Source organism: Corynebacterium wankanglinii, from assembly GCF_013601005.1.
GTDB lineage: Bacteria > Actinomycetota > Actinomycetes > Mycobacteriales > Mycobacteriaceae > Corynebacterium > Corynebacterium wankanglinii.
Genome location: NZ_JABFED010000001.1, coordinates 11,506 through 32,000, shown reverse-complemented (window position 1 = coordinate 32,000; position 20,495 = coordinate 11,506). Strand labels below are relative to the sequence as shown.

The following is a 20,495-nucleotide window of genomic DNA, read 5'->3' as shown; positions in this document are numbered from 1 at the left end:
GCTAGACCCCCAGCGCGGGCTTGATCGTGGTGGTCCACGCGCGGTCCATGTCCTCGGTCCAGTACGGCCAGGAGTGGGTGCCCATGTTGCGCAGCTCGTAGTGGGCCGGAATGCCCAGGCCGTCGAGCTTGGCCTTCAGGTCGTGGGTGCACTTGTTCACCGCAGCCTCGATCACGCCGCCCTCGACCTGCAGGACGCCTGCGCCTAGCTGCGCGGCGGTCTGCGGAGCGCCGATGCCCATGAGGTAGCTCACCTGGTCGGGGCGGCCCGCAAGACCCGTGCCGGAGGAGACGTACAGGCGGGTGCCTCGCAGCTTGTCTGCGTTGACCAGCGCGTCGTTGTAGCGGTTGTAGGGGCCGTTCATCGGGCCCCACATCATCTCCGGAGTCACCGTCTTAAAGTCCGGGGTGCCCCCGGCGCGGTTCACGGTCACGCGCGCGAAGTTGTAGCCGTGCGGCGAGGAGGTGGCGGCGCAGCCGGAGAAGGAGGCCGCAGCCTGGTACATCCCCGGGTTGTGCTCCGCGAACAAGAGGGCGGAGGTAGCGGACATGGAAACGCCCACCACGGCGCGGCGGCCGTTGGCGCCGACGACCCGCTCGATCGGGCCTGGAAGCTCCCTGGTCAGGAACGTCTCCCACTTCTGCGGGCCGTTGAGGTACAGCGAACGCATGTCCTCGTTCAGCCAGTCCGTGTAGTAGGAAAACGCGCCGGCCTGGGGGATGACCACGTTGACGCGCTTGCCGGCGAAGTAGTCCTTGGCGGGGTAGAGCTTCAGCCAGTCCTGGTTCTGCTCCGCGCCGCCGGCGCCGTTGAGCAGGTACAGCGTCGGCGCGCCCGCGACGCGCTTGCCGGACGGGTCTGTCGCCGGGATCACCGCGACAGGGATGTCCCGGCGCATGGAGGGCGAGTACACGTTGTACGACAGCACCGTCTTGTGGTCTACCTGGCTGACCCAATCCTGCGGCTTGGCAGTGTTGGTGACCAGCGGCGGGTTGGTGGGCGCATCCCACGCCTTGACGGTCCCCACAGGTTGAGCCGAGGCGGCCGGTGCGCCGGAGCATGCGAGGGAGACTGCCGTGAGGGCGGCCAGTGCCGCCGCCTTAATCTTCTTCATGTGGTTCATCCAGTCCTGGGGAGGGTTAAGCTGACAGGCGACAATGCGCCATCCTAAAGCACATTCGATACTGTAGTGGTCAGTGTTACGCGTGTGGCGTGTTCCACCGCCTGCCCTGCAACCCGAAAGGACCCACCATGAACCCCATCGAGACGATTCAGCTGCAGATCAACCAGGTCCTCGGCGAGCTGGTCCACGCAGGTTCCTCCATGTCGTCGACCGTCGCCTACGGCCTGGGCATGTTCTAAGCGGCGGTTTTCCGCCCCGCCGGCACACGCTTTAGCGGCGCCTCCCGAACCAACGGGAGGCGCCGCTAAAACGTCGTCAAGCGGGACGTGCTTACTTGTCCAGGCCCAGCGCCTGCTTGAACACCTTGTCGTAGGACAGCTTCAGGTCGTCGCGCCAGGAGCCCCAGCTGTGGGTGCCAACGTTGCGCAGCTCCGCATGGTCGATCTTCACGTCGTTGGCACGCATCTTCACCATCAGGTCATGGGTGCAGGCGTTCATAGCGGCCTCGATTGCGCCGCCCTCGGCCTGCAGCGTCATCGCATTGAAGAACGCCCGCGAAGACGCTTCGTTCGGGTCCACGCCAGCGCCGATCAACCGGTTCTTCAGGTAGCCCGCCATGTCTGTTTCGCCTGCGAGGCCGGTTCCAGTGGAAAGGTAGACGCCGGTGCCCTTGAGGTCCGCCGCGTTGACCAGCGCGTCGTTGTGGCGGTTGTAGTCCGAGCCCCGCGGGCCGAAGACGTACTCCGGCGCCATCACGCCCGGCGCGCCGCGGTCCACAGTCAGGTTCACAAACTCCCACGGCAGCGGAGTGGAGGTGGCCGCGCAGCCGGAGAAGGAACCCACAGCGTCGTAGAAGCCGGGATTGTGCTCCGCCAGCAGCAGCACCGAGGTCGCGGCCATGGACAGGCCCGCCACCGCGCGGCGGTCCTGGTCTGCGTTCATGTACGGCTCCACCACCTGCGGCAGCTCGTGCGCCAGGAAGGTCGACCACATCTGCTTGCCCTTGTAAAAGACGTTCTCCACCGGGGGAGCGGCGGCCCAGTCCACGTAGTAGGAGAACGCGCCCTCCATAGGCACGACGACGTTGACGCCCGAGCGCCCGTACGTGTCGTACATCTCCCGGAAGGCCTGCGCCACCCAGTCGGAGTTTTGCTCAGAGCCGCCGGCGCCGTTGAGCAGGTACACCGTCGGGGCGTCCGAAACGAGCTGGCCGTTCGCGCCGGTTGCCCGGAAGATTGCCACCGGGATATCGCGGCCCATGGACGGCGAGTGCACGCGGATGGCCTCGTTCGCCCAGACGCCCTCGTTGTCCTTCAGGATCTTGACCCACCTTTGATCTGCGCCCGTTTGCGTCTTCGGGGTCTCGCCGAGCGGCTTGATGCTCGGGTGGCCTACGGATTCCTCCGGAACCGCCGCCGGCTGGGTCCCCTCCACGCGCGGGTTAGCGCCGTCGACCGGCTCGCTGGCCAGTTTCGCGGGATCCTCTGCCGCTACAACCTTGTCCACCACCTCGACTTTCGTGGTGGTGGTGACCGGGGGTGCCGCTGACGTGGTCGCTTCGGGGCTCGCGCCTGTCGACGTCGTTTCCGTCACCCCCGACGGCGCTTCAGCCGGCGAGCTCGACGGGGTGGCGATTGTGGATTCCACCACCGACACGGCCGGATCGAGTGTAGTTACCGCCTTGTCGCTGGTGCTCACCGTTTCAGCGCTATCGGTAGCGGCGACGTACTGGACAGCAGGGACGGAACCTGCGGCGACAAGGGCCGCGGCCGCTACTGCGATCGCCGAGCGTGAGAGTTTCACGTCATGCACTCACTTTCAGTGTTTCGGTGTTTCTGTGTTTCAGTGGAGGAAAGAACTGGATGCTCCGCAACATTTTGCCAGACGGGCACGTACCATATACATCGTGAGTAAAGAACATTTTGACGTTGTTGTCCTCGGCGCTGGCCCCGGTGGCTATGTCGCCGCCATCCGTGCAGCTCAGCTGGGTAAGAAAGTTGCTGTCATTGAGAAGCAGTACTGGGGCGGCGTCTGCCTCAACGTGGGCTGCATCCCTTCGAAGTCGCTGATCAAGAACGCCGAAGTGGCCGAGATTTTCAACCACGAGGCAAAGACGTTCGGCATCAAGGGCGACGTGGAGTTCGACTACACGGACGCCCAAAAGCGCTCCCGCAAGGTCTCCGAGAAGATCGTCGGTGGCGTGCACTACTTGATGAAGAAGAACAAGATCCAGGAGATCAACGGCCTGGGCTCGTTCAAGGACGCCAAGACCATCGAGATCACCGAGGGCGACGACAAGGGCATGACCGTCACCTTCGACGACTGCATCATCGCCACCGGCGCAGTCGTTCGCACCCTCCCGGGCATCGAGCTGTCCGAGAACGTGGTCTCCTACGAGGAGCAGATCCTCAACCCCGAGGCACCGGAGAAGATGGTTATCGTCGGCGCCGGCGCCATCGGCATGGAGTTCGCCTACGTGCTGTCCAACTACGGTGTGGACGTCACCGTCATCGAGTACATGGACCGCGTCCTGCCCAACGAGGACAAGGACGCGTCCAAGGAGATTGCCAAGCGCTACAAGAAGCTCGGCGTGAAGCTGCTTACCGGCCACGCCACCACCGAGGTGCGCGACAACGGCGATTCCGTTGAGGTCGACGTGAAGAAGAACGGCTCCGACGACGTGGAAACCCTCACCGCGGACCGCGTGATGATCTCCGTCGGCTTCGCCCCGCGCACTGAGGGCTACGGCCTGGAGAACACCGGCGTTGAGCTGACCGACCGCGGCGCGATTGCCATCGACGAGCGCATGCGCACCAACGTCGACCACATCTACGCCATCGGCGACGTCACCGCGAAGCTGCAGCTCGCCCATGTCGCAGAGGCCCAGGGCATCATCGCCGCCGAAACCATCGCAGGTGCGGAGACCCTCGAGATCGAGGACTACATGATGACCCCGCGCGCCACCTTCTGTAACCCGCAGGTCGCCTCCATGGGCTACACCGAGGAGCAGGCCAAGGAGAAGTGGCCGGACAAGGACATCAAGGTCGCAACGTTCCCGTTCACCGCGAACGGCAAGGCCGTTGGCCTCAACGAGACCGCCGGCTTTGGCAAGCTCGTGGCGGACGCCGAGTTCGGCGAGATCCTCGGCTGCCACCTCGTCGGCGCAAACGTCTCCGAGCTCATGCCGGAGGTTGTGCTGGCGCAGCGCTTCGACCTCACCGCGGGTGAGATCGCGCGCTCCATCCACATCCACCCGACCCTTTCCGAGGTGCTCAAGGAGATCTCCCACGGCGTCGAAGGCCACATGATCAACCTCTAAGCCTGCGCTTCATGGCGTACCAAAAAGGCGGGCCCGTTCAATGGAGCGGGCCCGCCTTCGGTGCGTCGTGAAGCGAATTAGTGCTTCTGCGTCGGGTTGTCGGTGCCGGCGACGGCAGCAGCCAGGGAGTCGAGGGACTTGGCCAGGAAGTCGTCATCGAACTTCTCGGTCATGCCCAGGAGGTTCTCCTCCAGTTCATCGCGCTGGTAGGTGAGGGTGACGTTGGTGTTGTCCGCGTCGACCGGCTCGAGCTCGTAGAGCCACTTCGCGCCCACCTTGACCTCGGCGGTGGTGTTTTCCACGTTCTTCCAACCGATGATGCGGTCTTCCTGGAAAGCGAAGACCTCGTTCTTGGTCTGGTAGTCACCGTCCTCCTTGGTCATGTTCATGGTGAAGATGTCGCCCACCTTCTGCAGGCGCTCGCCCTGGTCGGCGGAGACGACCATGCCGGAGCTATCGGTCTCGGCGTGGCGCTGCGGGTTGGAGAGGATGTCGAAGATCGCGGCAGCAGGGGCGTCGATCTGGCGGGTTGCGGTGTTTTCAGTGTTCTTGTCAATAGCCATGAGTGCCAGGGTACCGATTTTCGGCACAGTGGGTCGGGCGGCCGGTTAGGGGAAACTAACCAACCAAAGATTGACACTGAAAGGGGTGGGTAATGTGGAATCCAGTAACGATGCCGCCGCGAGTGTCGAACATCACAAATCGTGCGGATTGCAGCATGTGGGGCTCAAGGTGGGGTTGAGACTAGGGCGAGCCTGCAAATCCAGTGTGAACGAGCGGGGGCAATCTCTTAGAGTATTAGCGACACTGGAGGTGCCATGACTGTACAAAACGCAGACCGTGATGCCATTCGTCACGGAAAAATTACTGAAAAGCCGCTGCGCGAGCGGCCGTCCTACCCAACGTGGGCTATCAAGCTGACGATGGCCATCACAGGCCTCATTTTCGGCCTGTTCGTTCTCGGCCACATGGTGGGCAACCTGAAGATCTTCATGCCGCTGCACGCCGATGGCTCCGCGCCGATCGACGAGTATGGCGAGTTCCTGCGCACGATCGGCGAGCCGCTCTTCCCGCGCGAGGGCTTCCTGTGGATTCTCCGCATTGCCCTGCTGGCCTGCTTGGCGCTGCACGTCTGGGGCGCCTTTGCCCTGCGTTCGCGTTCCTCAAAGTCCCGCGGCCGCTTCCAGCGCACCAACCTCATGGGCGGCTGGCAGTCCACCGCCACGAAGTCGATGATCTGGACCGGCATCATCCTGCTGCTGTTCATCATCTTCCACCTGCTGGACCTCACCTTCGGTCAGGCCGTCGCCTCCGATGAGTTTGTTCAGGGTGCGGTGCGCAACAACCTGCTCGCCACCTTCGCGCCGGGCCGCTGGTGGGTCACCCTGGTGTACGTGGTTGCCAACCTTGCGCTGCTGCTGCACCTGACGCACGGCATCTACCTCGCGGTGTCCGACCTGGGTTGGCTGGGCAAGCGCGGCGAGGGCCTGATGGTCATCCTTGCGTACATCCTCCCGTTCATCGTTGTCGCTGGCAACGTTGTCATGCCGCTCGCCATCGCGTTCGGCTGGGTCCCGGACTTTTCCCGGTAACGGCTTTTTAGGAGAACAACTATGACTACCTCTATTTCCGGTCTTTCCGGGGCTCAGGGTTCCAACGGCGGCGAGCAAACCTCCGCTGGGGCGAAGGGCCAGCAGCGCCCCGGCGAGTTCCGTCAGCCTGAGTCCGCCGCCGCCGGCGTGACGCCGGGTAACGTCCTCGAGTCCAACGAGCCGAACCGCGACGAGGTTCGGATGAAAGACATGTGGCAGTACCAGAAGGACCACATGAACCTGGTCTCGCCGTTGAACCGCCGCAAGTTCACCGTTCTGGTGGTGGGCACCGGCCTGTCCGGCGGTGCCGCCGCCGCCGCTTTGGGTGAGCTGGGCTACAATGTCAAGGCCTTCACCTACCACGACGCTCCGCGCCGTGCTCACTCGATCGCGGCCCAGGGTGGCGTGAACTCCGCTCGCGGCAAGAAGGTGGACAACGACGGCGCGTACCGCCACACCAAGGACACCGTCAAGGGCGGCGACTACCGCTGCCGCGAGTCCGACTGCTGGCGCTTGGCCGTCGAGTCCGTCCGCGTCATCGACCACATGAACGCCATCGGCGCGCCGTTCGCCCGTGAGTACGGCGGCACGCTGGCCACCCGCTCCTTCGGTGGTGTGCAGGTCTCGCGCACCTACTACACCCGCGGTCAAACAGGCCAGCAGCTGCAGCTTTCGACGGCGTCCTCGCTGCAGCGTCAGATCCACCTGGGCAACGTGGAGATCTTCACCCACCACGACCTGATGGACCTGATCATCACCGAGAAGGACGGCAAGAAGCACTGCGAAGGCATTGTCACCCGCAACCTCATCACCGGTGAGATCGCGCCGTTTACCGGCCACGCCGTCATCCTCGCCACCGGCGGGTACGGCAACGTGTACCACAAGACCACGTTGGCGAAGAACTCCAACTCCTCGGCCATGATGCGTGCGTACGAGCGCGGTGCCTACCTGGCGTCCCCGTGCTTCGTGCAGTTCCACCCGACCGGCCTGCCGGTCAACGCGAAGTGGCAGGCGAAGACGACGCTGATGTCCGAGTCCCTGCGTAACGACGGCCGCATTTGGACGCCGAAGGAAAAGGGCGACGATCGCGCCCCGAACGAGATCCCCGATGAGGAGCGCGACTACTTCCTGGAGCGCCGCTACCCGGCCTTCGGCAACCTCGTGCCCCGCGACGTGGCGTCCCGTGCAATCTCCCAGCAGCTCAACGCCGGTTACGGCGTCGGCCCGCTGCACAATTCCGCGTACCTGGACTTCTCCGACGCCATCGAGCGTCTCGGCGAGGACACCATCCGCGAGCGATACTCGAACCTCTTCGAGATGTACGAGGACTCCACCGGTGAGGACCCGTACAAGGAGCCGATGCGCATCGCCCCGACCGTCCACTTCACCATGGGCGGCCTGTGGACGGACTTCAACGAGATGACCTCCATCGACGGCCTCTTCGCCGCCGGTGAGTGCTCCTGGACGTACCACGGCGCGAACCGCCTGGGTGCCAACTCGCTGCTGTCCGCGTCTGTGGACGGCTGGTTCACCCTGCCGTTTACGGTGCCCAACTACCTCGCTGACCACCTCGGCGAGGAGGTGCTGCCGGAAGATTCCCGGGAAGCACAGGACGCGGTGGCTGAGGTCACCGAGCGCATCGAGCGCATCATGTCCATCCGCGGCCCGGAACCGCACGGCCCGGAGCACTTCCACGAGCAGCTCGGAGACATCCTCTACGAGCACTGTGGCGTGTCCCGCACTGTGGAGGGCCTGGAGGAGGGCATCCGCAAGATCCGTGCCCTGCGCGAGGACTTCTGGACCAACATCTCCATCCCTGGTTCCCCGAACGACATGAACCAGACCCTCGAGGCCGCACTGCGCCTCGTCGACTACATCAACCTCGGCGAGCTCATGTGCATCGACGCTCTGGACCGCGACGAGTCCTGCGGTGCCCACTACCGCATGGATCACCTCACCGACGACGGCGAGGCAGAGCGTGACGACGACAACTGGTGCTTCGTGTCGGCTTGGGAGCCGGCCGGTGAAGGCCAGTTCATCCGCCACGCAGAACCCCTGCACTTTGATTCGATCCCGCTGATGGCAAGGAACTACAAGTAATGAAACTGACACTTGAAATCTGGCGCCAGGCTGGTCCTGACACCGAGGGCAGCTTCGAGACCGTTCAGGTCGATGACGCTGTGGAGCAGATGTCCATCCTGGAGCTGCTCGACCACGTGAACGCGACCTACGTCGAGCAGGGCAAGGAGCCGTTCGTCTTCGCGTCTGACTGCCGCGAAGGTATCTGTGGCACCTGTGGCGTGTCCGTGAACGGCCGCCCGCACGGTGCAGGCCAGAACACCACCGCATGTCTGCAGCGCCTGTTCAACTACAAAGACGGCGACACCCTGAAGATCGAGCCGTTCCGCTCCGGCGCGTTCCCGGTGATCAAGGACCTTGCCGTAGACCGCTCCGCGCTGGACCGCGTGATGCAGCAGGGCGGCTACGTCTCGGTCAACGCTGGCACCGCGCCGGACGCGGACACGCTTGCTGTGAACCACCACGACGCGGAGACCGCGCTCGACTACGCCGCCTGCATCGGCTGCGGCGCGTGTGTGGCTGCGTGCCCGAACGGTGCCGCGCACCTGTTCACCGGCGCGAAGCTGAAGCACCTCAAGCTGCTTCCGCTGGGCAAGCAGGAGCGCTCCCGCCGTGCACGCAAGATGGTCGACGAGCTGGAAACCAACTTCGGCCACTGCTCGCTCTACGGCGAGTGCGCCGACGTGTGCCCGGCCGGCATTCCGCTCGATGCGGTCGGCGCCATCAACGCCGAGCGCGCCCGCGCTGCCTTCAAGGGCGGCGACGACTAGGCCTGTCGTATACTCGAACCATCGCAGCAGCTCGAGCTGCCGCCCCACAGAAGCTGAAGAAGGAAACAGAAACAATGGGTTCCACCGCAGTTGCAGACATTCGCAACGAGTCCTACCCGGAGTACACCGGCCGTATTGATGACACGTACATCGAGGGCTACGACCCGGTATCCCTGGGCGCGCCGCACGCTTCGCTGTCGCGCATTAAAACCTGGGTTGCTATGGGTCTGATCCTGGCCACCCTCTTCGGCATCGGTCTGGCCGTGTGGGGTGCTGGCGCGATGATCTACGGTTTCGGCTCCCAGACCCACGATCTGGCTCAGCGCCTCCTGATCCTGGGTGTTGCCGAGGCAGTTATCACAGCCGCGCTCGGCGGCATCCTTATCGCCGCGGGCCGAAAGGACTACAAGGCGTACCGTAAGCGCACCGGCCGTCGGAATTAGCTCTCACCGGCCCGCTGGCTGAAGCAAAACGCCCCCTCCACCTGCGGAGGGGGCGTTTTTCGTGCGCGTGTCGGCACGCCTGCTTTAATCGAGGGCATGAGCGAGCAGCTTTCCATGATGCCCACCCCGAGCAACGAGGCCGAGCGCCGTCGTGTCTTGCACCGCCACAAGGTAGCGGTGACGAGCCTGCTTGCGCTGATGGCGGTCATCTTCATCGCCTGCTCATGGGCGCAGTCCCGGGGAAACGGTGCTGCGTGGATCGGCTATGTCCGGGCCGCTGCGGAGGCAGGCATGGTCGGCGGTTTGGCGGACTGGTTTGCTGTGACAGCGTTGTTTAAATATCCGATGGGCATTCCTATCCCGCACACGGCCATCATCCCGAACAAAAAAGACCAGGTCGCCGGGGTGCTCAGCGACTTTGTTAGCGAGAACTTCCTCAACGCCCGCACGATCACGGATAAAGTCATGGCCGCCGGCATCCCGGAGCGTGTGGGCCGCTGGCTTGCGCAACCGGAGAACGCTGGGCGGGTCAGCGAGGAGGCCGGCAAATTCACGGTGCGCATGGTCGAGGGGATCGACCCCGCAGAGGCGGAGGGCTTCATCAACACCCAGCTGATAGACAGGCTGGCGGAGCCGATTTGGGCGCCGCCACTCGGGCGGACGCTGGAGGGCCTGATCGCGGACGGCAAGGTGGAGCCTGTGGTGGACGACATCGTCGTCTGGGCTCGCCGCAAGGTCGACGGCATGGAGGGCACCGTGGTCACCATGATCGACGAGCGCATGCCCCGCTGGGCGCCCCGCTTTGCCAAAGAGCTTGTGGGCCAGCGGGTGTACGACGAGATGGTCGCGTTCATGGAGGACGTCGACACCGACGAGCAGCATGAAGCGCGGCGCGCGATCCGCCGCCAGATCACCCAATTCGCACAGGACCTGCAGTTCGATGGGGATATGATCTCGCGGGTGGAGGCGCTGAAGAACGACGTCATGGGCTCGGCGGCGGTCACTTCGGCCGCAGGGGGTATCTGGGAGCAGCTCTCGGAGGCGCTCGTCGCTCAGGCATCGGATGCGGAGAGCGCGTTGCGCCGCAAGGCAGCGGCGTCCGCGCGCGAGTGGGGCCAGAAGCTTGTGGATGACCCTTCGGTTCGCGCCGATGCGGAGCGGACGCTGGAGAAGATCACCCACTTCGCCGCGGAGAACGGCGCGGACCAGATCGTCGGCATCATCGCCGAGACGATCGAGCGCTGGGACGGCGAGGAAGCGGCGGACAAGATCGAGCTCATGGTGGGCAAGGATCTGCAGTTCATCCGCTTGAACGGCACAATCGTCGGTGCACTCGCCGGCTTAGCTATTTACACTGTGTCCCAACTGCTGTTCTACTAACACAAGGAGCGAAAAATGACCGACAACACGTTTGACAAGCAGACCGGTGATGAGGGGGAGGTGCGCAACAACCTGCGCGAGGCGGGTGACGCACTTCTCGCGGCCGGATCCGCCATCGGTGCTGCGCTGAGCAAGGCCACCGGCGAGCTTTCAGACCGGTTGAAGATGGCCACCGAGGACGCGCGACAGAACCTCAACGCCGCGACCACCGAGGGTGAGGTACGGGGTGCCGCGTCCAGCTTCGCGGATGAGGCGGAGCGGGTATTCAATAATTTCCGCGAGCGTGACTTGCAGTTCACGGACGATGTGAAGGCGAAGGTGCGCAGCACCATCGAGGATGCGCGCACGTCTTTCAACGAGCGCCTGGAAAACACCCAGACTGAGGGGATCGAGGGCACCGTGGAGGACCTGCGTTCCCGGTTCAACGGCCTGGTGGAGCGGATTCAGGACCAGTTCGCCGGAGAGAAGCGCGACGACGATATCATCGACGGCGAAATTGTCGATAATGCTGGCACCGGCGCAACCGGCGCTCGTGCAACCGATGCGACTGTGAACGTCGAGGACCTGAAGTAGGAGCCATGGATACCGCCACCGTCAGCCACATCAACCAGATCATGTTGATCCCGTCGCGTGCGGGCATGGTGCTCATGCTGCTGGTGGGCATTGCCGGCATCGTCGGGGCGGTCATGGCCGGGACTACCCGCGCAGACGCGTTCGAGGCCGCTAACCGTCAGTCCAAGGGGGCCTGGGTGGGCATCCTGGTTCTGGCGGCCCTGGCGTGCCTGCTGCGCTTCCCCTTCATCGCATGGTTCGGCGCGGTGGCAATCGGCATCTACTTCTTCGATGTTCGCCCGCAGATACAGCGCATCCTGGGAGGCAATGCCGGCTGGTAGACAGCCCGGTAGACAGCCCAGCAGATAGCTAGGACTGGTAGCTGAGCTCGTTGCTCGGCTGGGTCTGCTCCAGCGAGTCGCTTTGCTGCATCTGTTGCAGTTCGGAGAAGTTGACGTCGCTGCCCGCCACGCTCACTCGGAGGCCGCCGGGGATGACGGTGAAATCTTCCACGTTCATCCCGCCGGTGGCCTCTTGCGCGACACCTTCGGACATGGCGGAACTGATCGCCTGGGCGACCTCGTCGGGCAGCTCGAATCCGAACAGCTCGGTGCTGCGCGCCTGGAAGGTCAGCTGGCCGTCCTGCATCACCGGTTGCAGCTCGATGCCCGCCGCGCCGGAGGTGAACACGATGGTGAATGTTCCGGCGTCCTCGTTGGAGGTCACGTCTGACACGGTGATCACGTTGGCGAGGAAGCTATCGCCGATTTGCTGCTGTAGCTGCTGGTTCAGCATCGCGCGTACGAAGTCGTTCGGGAGCTCCGTGGTCAGCCGCAGCGATTCTGCCACGGGCTCGCCGCCGTTGAGCCGTACGTTATCCATGTCCACCACGGACGCTGGGGTGCCGGAGATCTGGTCCCCGTTGATCGTGAGGTCGGACTGTTGGTCCACGGTCATGTGGGGGAACTTGCCGCCGAGCAGGCCGATGGTGACGGGGCTGGTGCCGAAAGACACCGAGGTGCCTTCTGGCGCCTGAGCGGTGACTTGCTTTGCCACGAACGTGCGGATGCCTACTTCCGCGAGCGCGAAGAGGAGCAGCACCGCGGCGACGATTGAAAGGGCGACTTTCCACGCTGTTTTCATGCGGGACAGTCTACGAAGTGGGTGCGACTGCCAGCCAATTCACAGTCACCGTGTTGTCCTGCGTTCTTCGTCGCTGGGGAGCGACCGGCCAGGTCCTAGCCAGCTCCTCCAGTGCGTGGCGCCACCGCACGCGCGGGCCGTGGGGCTCCCAGCCGCTGGCCCGGTCCCATGCGGCATCCGCGTCGGCGAGAAAATCGTGGATGGGCTCACCCGGCACGTTGCGGTGGATGAGCGCTTTGGGCAGCCGCTCCGCCACGTCGCTGGGTTTCGCGGTGTGGCGCGGGTCCCAGCTCAGGGTGAGGGTTTGGGGACCGGAGGCGTCGATAAGCAGCCATGCGCACCGCCTGCCGAGCTCGTCGCAGGTGCCCTCGATGAACACCCCGCCCGGCGCTAAGCGCTCGCTGACGGTGCGCCACACGTCCGGGACCTGGTCCACGTCGTACTGGCGCAGCACGTTGAAGGCGCGCACGATGTGGGGGCGGTAGCCGGCGAGCTCGAAGCCGCCGAGCTCGAAGCGCACGCCGTCGCGCGGCGGGAGGACACGGGACGGGTCGATCTCTAGGCCCACGACCTCGATGTCGGGGCGGATCTGGCGCAGCCACCCCGCCCACTCCACGGTGGTGGTGTGGGATGCGCCGTAGCCCACGTCCACCGCCAGCGGCTGGGTAGCCGAGCGCAACAGCGACTGGACCTGCGGGTTGAAGCGGGTCCAGCGGTCCGACCTGCGCAGGCGGTTGATCCCCGTGGTGCCGCGGGTGATTACCCCGTAGGGCTTTCCCGCCGCGGACGGGGTGGCGCGCAGGTTGTGGTAGTGGGGAATTAGAGGTTCTCGCTAATCCACTGCTCGGTGAGCTTGGCCTCGTTTTCCACGATCTCCTCCAACGCGTCGGCCACCTTCGGCTCCAGCGCTGCGCCCATGAACGGGATGTTCACCTTTGCCTCGAGCTCGTAGTCCAGCTTGGTGTTCTCGCCGTCGCGGGTGGCGGTGTACTCGGCACCCAGGTCCACCGGGGTGCCCTTCACGTCGCCGGTCATGGTGTGATTGGCGGTGTCGCCCTCGAGCTCGCCGACGTGCACTACGCGCTTGAGCTTGAGGTCCTGGGACACCAGCGCCTGTGCGGCCTCCGGGAGGATGGACTTGGGCAGGATCTCAAACAGGGTGGCGGTGTTGTCCGCGAACTCGTTGAGCTCGCCCGGCTCCGGGGAGAGCTTTTCCGCGATGAACTCCCAGTACTCGCGGGTGCTGTACGCCTGCGCGACCTTCTCGATCGGCTGGTTGATGGTCACAGTGGTCTCACTACGTGCAGTCATGGGTCACAGACTACCGTTGTCCACGTGACTGCCCCATCATTCGCCTCCCTGACCACACTGCGCGTCGGCGGCACGCCAGCCGCCGCTTACGAGTGCACGAGCGCAGAGCAGCTCGCGGACACCGTGGCTCGGCTCGACCGCGCGGGCACCCCGCTACTCGTCGTCGGCGGCGGTTCGAACCTTCTCGTCGCGGATGGCGAGCTCGACCTCGCTGCGGTACTCGTGCGCAACGAGGGCATCACGCTTGACGACGACCTCCGGCTCCGCATCCAAGCCGGCACCGAGTGGGACGCGGTGGTCGCGTACGCCGTGGAGCACGGCCTGGGCGGGATCGAGGCCCTGTCCGGCATCCCCGGCTCCGCTGGTGCGACCCCGGTGCAAAACGTGGGCGCCTACGGCTCGGAGATTGCGGACGTGCTCACCAGGGTTCGGCTGTGGAACCGCGAAACGGGTGTGGACGAGTGGGTGCCGGCCGAGTCGCTGGATTTGGCGTACCGCTACTCCAACCTGAAGTTCACCCGCCGCGCGGTGGTGCTGGAAATCGAGCTGCAGCTGCAGGACACCGATCTCTCCATCCCACTGCGCCACCTGGGCGGCGAGCGCGTGCCGTTGGCGAAGGCCCGCGAGTCTGTCCTGGAAACCCGGCGCGCCAAGGGCATGGTCCTGGACGCTGCCGACTACGACACGTGGTCCGCCGGATCGTTTTTCACCAACCCGGTGGTGCCGTCCGCCGTCGCGGATGAGATCGAAGCGGAGGTGGGCGAGGAACGCATGCCCCGTTTCCCTGCCGGCGACGGGCAGGAGAAGCTCTCGGCGGCCTGGCTTATCGAGCGCGCCGGCTGCCACCGCGGCTTTCCCGGGGAGGACGCCCCGGCGAGGCTGTCTACCAAGCACACCTTGGCGCTGACCAACCGCGGCCAGGCGCGCGCCGCGGACATAGCGGACCTGGCCCGCCGCGTGCAGGACCAGGTCCGCGGCGCGTTCGGCGTGGAGCTGCACCCCGAGCCCGTCTGGGTCGGGCTTTAGGTATCGGGTTCTAGGCGTCTGCCTCTAGCCCGCGGCGGCTGCGGGGGAAGCCCTGGATCCACACGGGGCGGAAGCGGCGGCGGGGCTTTAGCTCTCGGCGAGTTTGGCCAGTAGGGCGTCGCGCACCTCGCGGCGGCGGATCTTGCCCATCGGGTCCTTCGACAGCTCGTCGAAGTGGTAGAAAGTGCGCGGAACCTTGTAGCGGGTCAGGTTTTCGCGTGCGAATTCCTTGAGTCCTTCGGGGTCGAGGGCGGCGCCGTCGTTAAGCACGATGCATGCGACCACATCCTCGGAGCCGTCCGGGCGCGGGCGGCCCACGACGGCGACATCCGCGACGTCTTTGTGGGTGCGGATGACCTCCTCCACCTCCGCCGGGTAGACGTTGAAGCCGCCGGTGATGATGAGTTCTTTGATTCGGGAGACCAGCTTGATAAAGCCGTCTTCCTCCATGATCCCCATGTCGCCGGTGCGGAACCAGCCGTCATGGAAGACCTTCTCAGTGGCCTCGGGGTTGTTGAAGTAGCCGCTGAACACCTGGGGGCCCTTGGCCAGGATTTCGCCGGCCTCGCCGAACGGCATGTCCTCGTCCGGGTTGTCGGGGTTGACAATGCGGATCTGTGTGTCGGGGAAGGGGATGCCGATGTAGCCGGGGCGGCGTTCCGCGGACTCGGGGTTGCCCACGATGATGGGGGAGGTTTCGGTGAGCCCGTAGCCCTCTACGAGGTGGCCGCCGGTGGCGCGCTCCCACTCTTCGATCACGTTGGCGGGAAGCGACGAGGCGCCGGAGAAGCCGATCTTCACGTCGGACAGGTCCACGTGCTTTTTCTTGGCGGTTTTGACGATGCGCTCGAAGACGGTGGGCACGCCCGGCACGAAGGTGGGCGGGGTGACGCGGATGGCCTTCATGATCAGGTCCATTTTCGGCGCCGGCAGCAGGACGAGCTCAGAGCCGATGAGCATGGTCAGCGTCAGCGAGAAAGTCAGGCCGTAGGCGTGGAAGAACGGCAGGGTGGCCAGCATGCGCTGGTTGCCCTCCTGCAGTTCTTTGACCCACGCCTGGCCCTGTAGCGGGTTGGCAATGAGGTTGCGGTGCGACAGTGCGGCGCCCTTCGGGGCGCCGGTGGTGCCGGATGTGTAGAGGATCACGGCGGGGGAGTCCGGGGTGATCTCCTCCGGGGTGGCCAGGTCCCCGCCCAGACCGCCGATAGCGGAGCTGGTCAGGGACTCCCACGGCACGGTGTGCAGAGAGGTGTTCTTGCTGGTGGAGGTGAGTGCAGCGCGAGCCTCCATGACCTTCGGCAGCGGGATGCGCAGGGCGAGCTGCTGGGCGCGCGGCATGGCCTTGGTCATGTTCACGCTTACTACGGTCTCGAGCGGTGTGTCTTTGCGCAGTTTCTCCAGGGTGTCGGCGGCCTTGTCCCACGCGATGGCGATGCGGGCGCCGTGGTCCAGAAACTGCGGGCGCAGCTCGTGGGCGGTGTAGAGCGGGTTATGCTCCACCACCACGCCGCCGATCAGCTGCACCGCGAAGAACGCCGCCATGTGCTGGGGGCAGTTGGGCAGCATGATGGCAACACGGTCGCCGGGGCGCACGCCGAACGCTTTCAGGCCGGCGGCGGCGCGGCGCACCTCGCGGTCAAGCTCGCCGAACGTTTGGGTGCGGCCGAAAAAACGGGTGGCAATGCGCGAAACGTTGCGCGACAGGTTGTCTTTGTACAGCTCGCCGAGGGTCTGCTCGCCGTACTCCAGCGAGTGGGTGGTCCACTCGGGGTAGTACTGCAGCCAGGGCTTAACGTCGTTCACATTGGATGGGGTGAGAGCCATGCGCACCACCCTACCCCTAACCTACGGTTGCGTAAGAAGTTGCAGGAGCGTGTCGCGGACCTTGTGGCGGCATGCCCTAGGCGGGATCACTTTCGGGGCGAGAAGGTTGCTCGCGCTGCGGGGTAGGGGTCGTTGCTCTAGGCTGTAGCGCGGAACATCAACGGGGGATCTCTGGGGGAGATTATGACGACCTATTTCGAGCCGTCCCACGGCGCTTTTGACTCTGCTCTTGACGCTGCTTTCGAGTCGGCTCACGGTGCTGTAGACACCGCTTTCGGGCCGGCGAAGGCGCCGGAACTTGAGCTCACCCCACCGTCGGTACTGGACCAGTCCAACCTGGTAGACCCGGTGAAGTCGCCGCCGAAGCAGGGGTGGCGCAAACTCGTCCACTCCGCCACGCGCGGCCGGATCAACCCGGGAGGTTCGAAACGGGAGCTGGAGGAGCAACAGCTCTACAGCGCGATCCGAGCGCCCCTGCGTGGCGACTACCGCATCGCCGTCATGAGCCTGAAAGGCGGGGTGGGCAAGACCACCACCACGGTCGCCCTCGGCGGCGTGTTCGCCCAAACCCGCGGCGACCGGGTCATCGCCATCGATGCCAACCCGGACCTGGGCACCCTCGCCCAGCGCGCCGCCACCGCCGCGCCTGCGACCATCCGCGACCTCCTCGAGGCCCCCGGCACGGACCGCTACCCGCAGGTGCGGGCCTACACCAACCAAGCTTCCTCCCGGCTGGAGGTCATCGGCTCCGAGCGCGATCCGGCTGTCAGCGAGGCGTTTTCGGAGGACGACTACCGCCGCGCCATCGACATCCTGCAGCACCACTACAACGTCATCCTCACGGACTGCGGGACGGGGCTCATGCACTCCGCTATGGCCGGGGTGCTGGATCTGGCCAACACGCTGGTCCTAGTCACCTCTCCCGCACTCGATGGCGCGCAGTCCGCCTCCGCCACCCTGGACTGGCTCAACCTGCACGGCTACGACCAGCTGGCCGGCAACGCTGTAGTTGTGGTGTCCGCGTCCGCGCCGGGCAAGCCCACCATCGACATGGGAAAGGTCACCGACCACTTCGCCTCCCGCACCCGTGCGGTGCACGCGATCCCGTACGACCGCCACCTGGCCGAGGGCGCCGTGGTGGACCTGGAGCGCATGGCGCCGGCGACGTTGAGGGCGTACCAGCACCTCGCGGCCACGGTTGCCTCGGACTTCGGCGCCTGGCACCGCCACGCCGCCCGCTGACACTGCGCGCTGACGCGGCGGTGATGCAGGATTGTTCATTTGCTGGGTCTGCGGACTTCCAGTGAATGAACTATTCTGCCTGGGCCGCCACCCCGACACTTCCCGGTGGAATCAGTCAGGAACCAAACCGGCGCGCTAGTCTTGCCCGCATGCGCGTCGCCATGATCTCCATGCACACCTCCCCGCTCGAACAGCCGGGGACCGGTGACGCGGGCGGCATGAACGTCTACGTCCACAACACCGCCACACAGCTGGCGCGCAAGGGCGTGCAGGTGGACGTGTTCACCCGCGCGACACGCCCCAGCCAGGGCGAGGTGGTGGAGGTGGAGCCCGGCTACCGGGTGGTCAACGTGGTGGCCGGGCCCTACGAGGGTTTGGAAAAGGAGGACCTGTCCACCCAGCTCGCCGCATTTTCCGGGGGCGTGGTGCAGTTCGTCCGCGCCAACGGGCTCGAGTACAACCTCATCCATTCCCACTACTGGCTGTCGGGGCAGGTGGGATGGTTGCTGGCGGAGCTGGCTGGCATCCCCCTGGTGCACACCGGGCACACCTGGGCGGCGGTGAAAAACGCGTACGGGACGGATTCTTCCGAGACGGAAGCACGGCGCATCTGCGAGCAGCAGCTGGTGGACAACGCTGAGGTCCTGGTGGTCAACACCGAAGACGAGACGAGCGAGCTCGCCCGCTTCTACGACGTGGACCCGGCAAAGATCGCCGTGGTCAGCCCTGGCGCGGACACTGAGCTCTTCACCCCGGGGACGAACCGGAACACGGAGCTCGCGCGGCGCCATCTGGGCATTCCGTTGCACGCGAAAGTGGTGGCGTTCGTGGGGAGGCTGCAGGATTTCAAGGGCCCCCAGGTGCTCATCCGCGCGATGGGGGAGGTGGTGCGCCGCGGCCGCGTGGAGGGCCCGCTGCGCGTGATTATCTGCGGCGGCGCCAGCGGCACCGGCTCGTCTGTGGAGCGCTACCGCGAGATGGCCAGCGAGGAGGGAATTGGCGGCTGCACGCGCTTTTTGGGCCCCCGTCCGCCCGAGGAGCTGGTCAGCATCTACCAGGCCGCGGACATCGTGGCGGTGCCCAGCTACAACGAGAGCTTCGGGCTGGTTGCGGTTGAGGCGCAGGCCGCGGGCACACCAGTGATTGCCGCGCGCGTGGGCGGCCTCCCGCTGGCGGTCGAGGAGGGGCGCACTGGGCTGCTCGTCGAGGGCCATGGCACGCACGCGTGGGCGGAGGCGCTTGAGCAGCTGCTTATCGACGACGCTTCGCGCATCCACATGGGCGAAACCGCCGTGACGCACGCGAAAGCGTTCAGCTGGTCCGCCTCCGCTGAGAAGCTGCTGCAGGTCTACGGCGACACCCTGGAAGGCTACGTCCCAGGCGAGGCCACCCGGGACGCCGGCGGGGTCTAGGACAAGCGCTTTCCGATTTCCTCGCCGAGTACTGCGCCGCCCCAGTAGCCGATCTTCTCGGAGTGGTGGGACACAGCCCGGTCAATTTCTGCCGGGTTAAATTCCCCGCGGGAAGCCTTCTGGGCCAGACCGGCAGCGTCCTGCTGGGCGCTGTCTACGGCTTTGCGGAGCTCGTCGCGAGGCACGGGCGGCTCAAAGCCCGGGTTGAGTTCGTCGAGCTGCTGGTTCATCTGCTTTTCCTCGTCCGCGGTGATCCCGAACTCGGCGCGCGGGGCCGAGGAATCAGGCAGGGTGAAGTGCTCGTTGACCTGGCCGTCGGGGATGCCGTAAGCGTCCTCGAGGATGCGGTCCGCCGGCTGGGCCTTGCCGAGCGGGCCGAGCGTCATAGAGGTCACGCCGATGATGGAGTTGTCGCGCGGGTCGAAGTTCACGCCGCCGGAGTCGCCCTGCTGGTAGTTCAACCCCCAGCTCCACACGCCGTTGCGGGTGCGCCCGATCTGGGTGGCGCAGCTGCGCCCGGTGGTCGAGCCGTCCTTGCAGATGGGCTGGCCGAAGTTGTCCGCCGAGACCTCGCCGGGCTGCAGGGTGCGGTAGTCCTTGATCCCGCTGAGCGCCACCGGTTCGCCGGCGGAACCGCCGTTGTAGTCGCGGGAATTGGAGATGTTGGTGGCGGAGACGTTGTCGTCGATACGCATGATGCCCCAGTCCGCAGTGCGGATGCTCTCCATCGGATCGGACAGGTCGATCGCGCTGGGCTTGAGGTCGTTGGAGGCGGTGCGCTCACCGATGCGCGGGTAGGTGCCGTCTACCGGCACGGAAAACTCGTTTTTGATCGGCGGCAAGCCGCTGATCGTGTTCACGCAGTGGGAGGCGGTCAGCATCACGCGCTGCGTGTCGCCGTCCAGCGTGCGCACGGTGCCGGTCGGGCCCTGGGTGCAGGTGCGCAGCCAAAACAGCGGCGGGACCTTCAGCTCGTCGCCGGTGGGCAGAGTCACCGTCTCAGGTGCCTTCTCCGGGAAGATGCGGAACGGGGCGCCGGGGGAGGCAAGCGCCGGCTCGGCCGCGGCGGCCGGAACCGCCAGGGCCGGGGTGAGCAGTAGTGCCGCGGCCGCGGTGAAAAAACGCGTCTTTTTCATGGTTATCCTCCGATTCCGAATTTTTCTTCCAGTACGAACCCGCCCCGCAGGCCGAGGTCGTGATGTGCGTGTCTGCACGGCGGGTAGCCTCGGCCGGGCACTATCCGCCCCGCGGTGTCCTGTGCGGGCGGGGTGGCCGCGGG

19 protein-coding genes are annotated in these 20,495 nt (G+C 65.5%); 11 read left to right on the top strand and 8 right to left on the bottom strand.

Annotated features, from left to right (window positions below; genetic code table 11):
- Position 1: 1 nt before the first annotated feature.
- Together HMA55_RS00160 and HMA55_RS11475 are read right to left on the bottom strand one after the other, a co-directional pair.
- Entirely contained in the window at positions 2-1,114 is a 1,113-nt protein-coding gene (locus tag HMA55_RS00160) for an alpha/beta hydrolase (protein ID WP_181191085.1), read from the bottom strand.
- 339 nt (positions 1,115-1,453) lie between these two features.
- Positions 1,454-2,935 (bottom strand): alpha/beta hydrolase-fold protein, encoded by a 1,482-nt coding sequence (locus HMA55_RS11475; protein ID WP_181191084.1) that lies wholly within the window; start codon positions 2,933-2,935, stop codon positions 1,454-1,456.
- Between the two features lie 94 nt (positions 2,936-3,029).
- Between HMA55_RS11475 and lpdA the strand changes: the two genes are divergently transcribed.
- Positions 3,030-4,442, top strand: coding sequence for a dihydrolipoyl dehydrogenase (gene lpdA / locus HMA55_RS00150; RefSeq protein ID WP_181191083.1), 1,413 nt, complete (start codon positions 3,030-3,032; stop codon positions 4,440-4,442).
- Positions 4,443-4,519: 77 nt separating this feature from the next.
- Here the strand turns inward: lpdA and HMA55_RS00145 are convergent, their stop codons facing one another.
- A complete protein-coding gene (locus HMA55_RS00145; RefSeq protein WP_181191082.1) occupies positions 4,520-5,005 on the bottom strand; it encodes an SRPBCC family protein in 486 nt (161 codons plus the stop codon).
- A gap of 255 nt (positions 5,006-5,260) precedes the next feature.
- On the opposite strand from HMA55_RS00145, the gene HMA55_RS00140 reads away from it, so the two are divergent.
- The 7 genes from HMA55_RS00140 to HMA55_RS00110 all read left to right on the top strand — a co-directional run bounded on the left by HMA55_RS00140 (position 5,261) and on the right by HMA55_RS00110 (position 11,599).
- The gene (locus HMA55_RS00140; protein ID WP_181191081.1) at positions 5,261-6,034 is read left to right on the top strand and encodes a succinate dehydrogenase cytochrome b subunit; all 774 of its coding nucleotides are present in this window, start codon (positions 5,261-5,263) and stop codon (positions 6,032-6,034) included.
- 21 nt (positions 6,035-6,055) lie between these two features.
- Positions 6,056-8,134 carry a fumarate reductase/succinate dehydrogenase flavoprotein subunit gene (locus tag HMA55_RS00135; RefSeq protein WP_219910300.1) on the top strand — a complete coding sequence of 693 codons (2,079 nt, stop codon included), beginning with the start codon at positions 6,056-6,058 and terminating at the stop codon, positions 8,132-8,134.
- Entirely contained in the window at positions 8,134-8,883 is a 750-nt protein-coding gene (locus HMA55_RS00130) for a succinate dehydrogenase/fumarate reductase iron-sulfur subunit (RefSeq protein ID WP_181191080.1), read from the top strand. The genes HMA55_RS00135 and HMA55_RS00130 overlap by 1 nt, the downstream gene beginning before the upstream one ends.
- A 74-nt stretch (positions 8,884-8,957) precedes the next feature.
- On the top strand, positions 8,958-9,326 hold the full coding sequence (locus HMA55_RS00125; protein WP_181191079.1) for a hypothetical protein: 369 nt from the start codon (positions 8,958-8,960) through the stop codon (positions 9,324-9,326).
- Between the two features lie 96 nt (positions 9,327-9,422).
- Positions 9,423-10,706: a DUF445 domain-containing protein gene (locus tag HMA55_RS00120; protein WP_181191078.1), complete on the top strand. Its 1,284-nt coding sequence runs from the start codon at positions 9,423-9,425 to the stop codon at positions 10,704-10,706.
- A 15-nt stretch (positions 10,707-10,721) separates the two neighbouring features.
- Positions 10,722-11,279, top strand: coding sequence for a CGLAU_01105 family protein (locus tag HMA55_RS00115; RefSeq protein WP_181191077.1), 558 nt, complete (start codon positions 10,722-10,724; stop codon positions 11,277-11,279).
- A gap of 41 nt (positions 11,280-11,320) precedes the next feature.
- Positions 11,321-11,599, top strand: coding sequence for a DUF2516 family protein (locus HMA55_RS00110; RefSeq protein ID WP_181191562.1), 279 nt, complete (start codon positions 11,321-11,323; stop codon positions 11,597-11,599).
- Between the two features lie 28 nt (positions 11,600-11,627).
- Here HMA55_RS00110 and HMA55_RS00105 read toward each other — a convergent pair whose 3' ends face one another.
- Genes HMA55_RS00105 through HMA55_RS00095 form a run of 3 tightly spaced genes read right to left on the bottom strand, consistent with a single transcriptional unit; the run spans position 11,628 to position 13,712 of the window.
- Positions 11,628-12,401: an LmeA family phospholipid-binding protein gene (locus tag HMA55_RS00105; RefSeq protein ID WP_181191076.1), complete on the bottom strand. Its 774-nt coding sequence runs from the start codon at positions 12,399-12,401 to the stop codon at positions 11,628-11,630.
- Positions 12,402-12,411: 10 nt separating this feature from the next.
- Positions 12,412-13,221: a class I SAM-dependent methyltransferase gene (locus HMA55_RS00100; protein WP_181191561.1), complete on the bottom strand. Its 810-nt coding sequence runs from the start codon at positions 13,219-13,221 to the stop codon at positions 12,412-12,414.
- Entirely contained in the window at positions 13,221-13,712 is a 492-nt protein-coding gene (locus HMA55_RS00095) for a DUF2505 domain-containing protein (protein ID WP_181191075.1), read from the bottom strand. The genes HMA55_RS00100 and HMA55_RS00095 overlap by 1 nt, the downstream gene beginning before the upstream one ends.
- Between HMA55_RS00095 and HMA55_RS00090 the strand changes: the two genes are divergently transcribed.
- On the top strand, positions 13,674-14,738 hold the full coding sequence (locus HMA55_RS00090; RefSeq protein ID WP_181191560.1) for a UDP-N-acetylmuramate dehydrogenase: 1,065 nt from the start codon (positions 13,674-13,676) through the stop codon (positions 14,736-14,738). The two genes, HMA55_RS00095 and HMA55_RS00090, sit on opposite strands and share 39 nt — an antisense overlap.
- A gap of 87 nt (positions 14,739-14,825) precedes the next feature.
- Here HMA55_RS00090 and HMA55_RS00085 read toward each other — a convergent pair whose 3' ends face one another.
- Entirely contained in the window at positions 14,826-16,562 is a 1,737-nt protein-coding gene (locus HMA55_RS00085; RefSeq protein ID WP_181191074.1) for a long-chain-fatty-acid--CoA ligase, read from the bottom strand.
- 183 nt (positions 16,563-16,745) lie between these two features.
- Here HMA55_RS00085 and HMA55_RS00080 point away from each other — a divergent pair, with 183 nt between their 5' ends.
- Positions 16,746-17,804: a MinD/ParA family ATP-binding protein gene (locus HMA55_RS00080; protein WP_181191073.1), complete on the top strand. Its 1,059-nt coding sequence runs from the start codon at positions 16,746-16,748 to the stop codon at positions 17,802-17,804.
- Between the two features lie 149 nt (positions 17,805-17,953).
- Positions 17,954-19,216 carry a D-inositol-3-phosphate glycosyltransferase gene (gene mshA / locus HMA55_RS00075; RefSeq protein ID WP_181191072.1) on the top strand — a complete coding sequence of 421 codons (1,263 nt, stop codon included), beginning with the start codon at positions 17,954-17,956 and terminating at the stop codon, positions 19,214-19,216.
- Here the strand turns inward: mshA and HMA55_RS00070 are convergent.
- Positions 19,213-20,352, bottom strand: a complete 1,140-nt coding sequence (locus HMA55_RS00070) for a chymotrypsin family serine protease (RefSeq protein ID WP_181191071.1) — start codon at positions 20,350-20,352, stop codon at positions 19,213-19,215. The genes mshA and HMA55_RS00070 overlap by 4 nt on opposite strands.
- Positions 20,353-20,495 lie beyond the last annotated feature (143 nt).

Excerpts from the sequence above, each read along its gene's own strand:
- HMA55_RS00160 (WP_181191085.1), bottom strand. The coding sequence starts at position 1,114 with ATGAAGAAGATTAAGGCGGCGGCACTGGCCGCCCTCACGGCAGTCTCC.
- HMA55_RS00145 (WP_181191082.1), bottom strand. The coding sequence starts at position 5,005 with ATGGCTATTGACAAGAACACTGAAAACACCGCAACCCGCCAGATCGAC.
- HMA55_RS00140 (WP_181191081.1), top strand. The coding sequence starts at position 5,261 with ATGACTGTACAAAACGCAGACCGTGATGCCATTCGTCACGGAAAAATT.
- HMA55_RS00135 (WP_219910300.1), top strand. The coding sequence starts at position 6,056 with ATGACTACCTCTATTTCCGGTCTTTCCGGGGCTCAGGGTTCCAACGGC.
- HMA55_RS00130 (WP_181191080.1), top strand. The coding sequence starts at position 8,134 with ATGAAACTGACACTTGAAATCTGGCGCCAGGCTGGTCCTGACACCGAG.
- HMA55_RS00125 (WP_181191079.1), top strand. The coding sequence starts at position 8,958 with ATGGGTTCCACCGCAGTTGCAGACATTCGCAACGAGTCCTACCCGGAG.
- HMA55_RS00120 (WP_181191078.1), top strand. The coding sequence starts at position 9,423 with ATGAGCGAGCAGCTTTCCATGATGCCCACCCCGAGCAACGAGGCCGAG.
- HMA55_RS00115 (WP_181191077.1), top strand. The coding sequence starts at position 10,722 with ATGACCGACAACACGTTTGACAAGCAGACCGGTGATGAGGGGGAGGTG.
- HMA55_RS00110 (WP_181191562.1), top strand. The coding sequence starts at position 11,321 with ATGTTGATCCCGTCGCGTGCGGGCATGGTGCTCATGCTGCTGGTGGGC.
- HMA55_RS00105 (WP_181191076.1), bottom strand. The coding sequence starts at position 12,401 with ATGAAAACAGCGTGGAAAGTCGCCCTTTCAATCGTCGCCGCGGTGCTG.
- HMA55_RS00095 (WP_181191075.1), bottom strand. The coding sequence starts at position 13,712 with ATGACTGCACGTAGTGAGACCACTGTGACCATCAACCAGCCGATCGAG.
- HMA55_RS00085 (WP_181191074.1), bottom strand. The coding sequence starts at position 16,562 with ATGGCTCTCACCCCATCCAATGTGAACGACGTTAAGCCCTGGCTGCAG.
- HMA55_RS00080 (WP_181191073.1), top strand. The coding sequence starts at position 16,746 with ATGACGACCTATTTCGAGCCGTCCCACGGCGCTTTTGACTCTGCTCTT.
- mshA (WP_181191072.1), top strand. The coding sequence starts at position 17,954 with ATGCGCGTCGCCATGATCTCCATGCACACCTCCCCGCTCGAACAGCCG.
- HMA55_RS00070 (WP_181191071.1), bottom strand. The coding sequence starts at position 20,352 with ATGAAAAAGACGCGTTTTTTCACCGCGGCCGCGGCACTACTGCTCACC.